General features: G+C 35.7%; 2 protein-coding genes. Both read right to left on the bottom strand.

All coding sequences use genetic code 11. From position 1 onward, the window contains the following. Positions 1-234: 234 nt before the first annotated feature. Complete coding sequence (gene repM / locus LOZ91_RS14500; RefSeq protein ID WP_244783465.1) at positions 235-1,170, bottom strand: replication initiation protein RepM; 936 nt, start codon at positions 1,168-1,170, stop codon at positions 235-237. A gap of 611 nt (positions 1,171-1,781) precedes the next feature. Further along, on the bottom strand, positions 1,782-3,312 hold a 1,531-nt coding region (gene mobV / locus LOZ91_RS14495), incomplete at its 5' end, for a MobV family relaxase (protein ID WP_244783464.1).

The raw sequence follows: 3,312 nt of genomic DNA, 5'->3' as shown, positions 1-3,312 counted from the left end.
CAGAATAACGAAATCAGTCATCGCAAAATCCAAAAGCAAAAAATTAAACTACGTTCAATATTTGCTTTTGATTTTGCTTTGTCAACCTAAATTCGATTTTGGTGTACTTACTACACCAAAATTTTTTTGAAAAAAATTTAGGTATCCGTAAGCGGGGAAATCCTTTCCCTCGACCCTTTGCCAACTCTTCCAGAGTTGGTCCAAGTCTGACGACTTGGAGGGCAGCCGATCTAATTAACCTCTAAAGCCTTCTTCAACTAACAGCGGATAGAATGTCTTGAATTTGGTTTCATCTAAAAGCATTTCAGCAATGCGCTTGCCAAATTCTTCGTATGATTCTGTACCACTGGAATACTCGTTTAGTTCGATACGTTTAGCCAGTTTTGCGCCAAACATATATCTTTGAGCATCAGTCATAGATACAAACATATCCTCAGTATTCGGATCTCGTTGCGGTAACTTCTTATTGGTATTTTTTGGTTGTGGCTTCTGCTTAAACCTGAAAGAGAACCCAGTAATTTCACGACCTGTCTTATGCTGTTCATACTTCACAGTAATATCGGTGTGCTCATTAATTTGTTTGAGACTGCTATCAAGCACACGTTTTTTGAAGTCAGCTTTTACTTTGTATTCTTTTTCCAAAACTCCGAGTTTCTGCCTCAAGTCCTCATATTGCATAACAGGAGTTTTACCAGTGCTTCGCCATGCAATGATTAACTCATATAAACGGATTGCATAACCGCTATTGAGCTTTGAAACCTGTTCGAGTTCGTAGCTAGTGAAATGCTCTTCCAGTCTAGTTATCAAAGGGATAATAGCAGGAGCAAAGATCAGTTCGACACATGCAGCATCTTCAATATATGCAATTTCTGATACCCACCTACTGGTGACATTTGCTAACCCTTTCGAGCGTTTCTCTTGATAACTGAACTGACGAACAAACAAGTCTTTAGAAGCATTTTTTAAAGCTTGATAAGCACCATTGCGATGTACGCCAAATTGATTGATATAGCTTTCGGCATGAATAGAAAGAGGGTCATGGGCATTGATGCCTTTCCCACTCTCCCTTGCTTCGATGATGGCTAATAAGATTAAGCGTTGCTCTACTAAGTCGAGGTTATAGCTTGCTTCAATTAATACATTGTCTTTCACAACTAATTCTTTCTTCATTAGTGGTTTTCATATTATTAAACTTCATTGAATGGACGCAATTATTATTGTCTATATATTGACACAATCATTATTGTCGCCATATCAGACTAACTCTTATTATATTGACGCAATTATTATTGTCAATATATGCCAACTAGATGTCCATGTATAGAGAGTTATCCGCAAACTAAATGTCAATGTATTGCCAACTAAATGTCAATGTATGAAGGCTGAAAGCCTTTGCTGTAAAGGCTTTCAGAGGTCTTAAAAGCATTTAAAAGCTTTTATTTTATTAAAAGCCTAAAACCCTTCGGAAAACTGCCCTATGTTTTCGCTTACGCTCAAACTCTATTGCACTCAGACAAGCTGAGTGCTGGGGGCAGTTTTTAGCTAATGCAGTTCATGAAGCAAATGCAGCAAAAGCAAGAATGAATTTGCTTCGCAAACAGTTTCTTTTTCGAGCTTCGCTCGATCTTGATGCAAAGTGCATCAGTTCGCGCCCTTCGGGACGCTCTGCCCCTACCGGAGATAAGCACAAGGGAGTTTGTAATCAAGGAGGGGGTGGAGCGACTTTTCATTGCGTCGCTCGTAGACACTCGCTAAGTAATTGATTTTATTGTTTAGATAAATTAAAAGCTCAAATCATTATCACGATCTATTTTTTTCTCAACATCATTATTTTTAGAATGCGCTTGAATCGCTCTAAAACGCTCATTTTCGCGTTTTAGATCGTTCTGGTACGTTTCTAGCCCATCCTTAGCTATCTGCTCATTTGTAGCTTTCTGTGCGCTTCTGCTAGCATCATTTCTCTGTTCCGCTTCTTTGAGTGCTTTCAGACGTTCAATATCGCGGTCCACTTCATTGATGACAGGTTCAAAATTCTCATAGTAATCATCGAGTTTATTTTGGAATCGTTTACCAATCTGGTTTTCAGGATTCTGTTTTAATATAGAAACTGTTTCATTAATTTCTAATTCTTTACTTTTATCGTGAATATTCTTTTTATAAGTATATGAATATTGCATTTTTGATTGATTATATTGATATTCAGACATATAAAAATTCGGCTTATCAATATATATTTGAGAGCCGTCATTTTTCCACCCTTTTTCAATCTCTTTATCTGTTAAATCATTCTTTTTAAGCCAATTTTCTGTTTTATTATATTCTTTTTTGAGTAACTTTTCATTTTTAATCTTATTATTTAATTCTGAATTGCAATACTCATAAAAACACTCAAAGTTATTTTTATGAGCATTAATTAATTCTATTTTTTTATTATATTCTTCAACTTCTTTTTGAATAATATTTTCATTTTTAATTTTAATTAATGAAGCTGTTTCTTTTATCTTGTTGTTGAATATATCGACATATTGCTCTGGTACATCATCTAAAGCATTCAAATAAACTTCCGCTTTTTTTGCTATTTCTCTAAGTGCTGTAACTTCTTCTTTTGTTGCAACATTCTGGATAGCTTCGATTTTTGCTTTTTTATAGTCCGGTAATACAGCATCAATAACACGTTTAGCATAATCTTCTTTTGATTCTAACCAGTTCGGTTTTGGCAAATTATCAATACTTGGGCTGAACTCATTTACATCATTGATCTGATTAACGATCTCATAATGCTGTTTGATTGTACGATGTTCAGCTTTTGAGTTTTTAACACCTCGACTTAATCCCAAATGCTTAACGACTTCCGCAGCTTCTGTTTGTTCTTCTTGAAGTAATGTTCTATTACCAAGCCATTTTTTACAGTTAAGTGCTTGTTTTTCTTCATCAAATGGCACGATGTAGGCAATTAAGTGCGGTGTTGTCTCGTCTCGATGAATATGTGTAGAGATAACATTTTCAGCCCCCCATTTTTTTATAAGTCTTTCTTTTTGAATATTAAAGAACTCTGTTTCTTTATCTGTACCCCACCCATCCCAAGCTGGACTAGCGGTTACAAGATATTCAACACATAAAACATTGCCAGGACGTTTAGATACTCGCTGATCAATTCGATTTTTTAATGCTTCGAGAACATCAGTCTTTTTATTGAAGTCGTGTTCATTCAGATCAGCACGTTTTAAATCAGCGTTTGGAGTGTCGATCAGTCTGTATGTGTGATCAAGTGACCCGCCAATTTCACCATAACTTTTCAACTTAGCATGTCTC

It is taken from the genome of Acinetobacter sp. F-1, from assembly GCF_022869025.1.
Taxonomy (GTDB): Bacteria; Pseudomonadota; Gammaproteobacteria; order Pseudomonadales; family Moraxellaceae; genus Acinetobacter; species Acinetobacter pseudolwoffii.
Note: the sequence above shows the minus strand (reverse complement) of the source record. Positions and strands in the feature narration are given on the sequence as shown.

Coding starts and splice junctions, on each gene's coding strand:
- repM (WP_244783465.1), bottom strand. CDS start 1,170: ATGAAGAAAGAATTAGTTGTGAAAGACAATGTATTAATTGAAGCAAGC.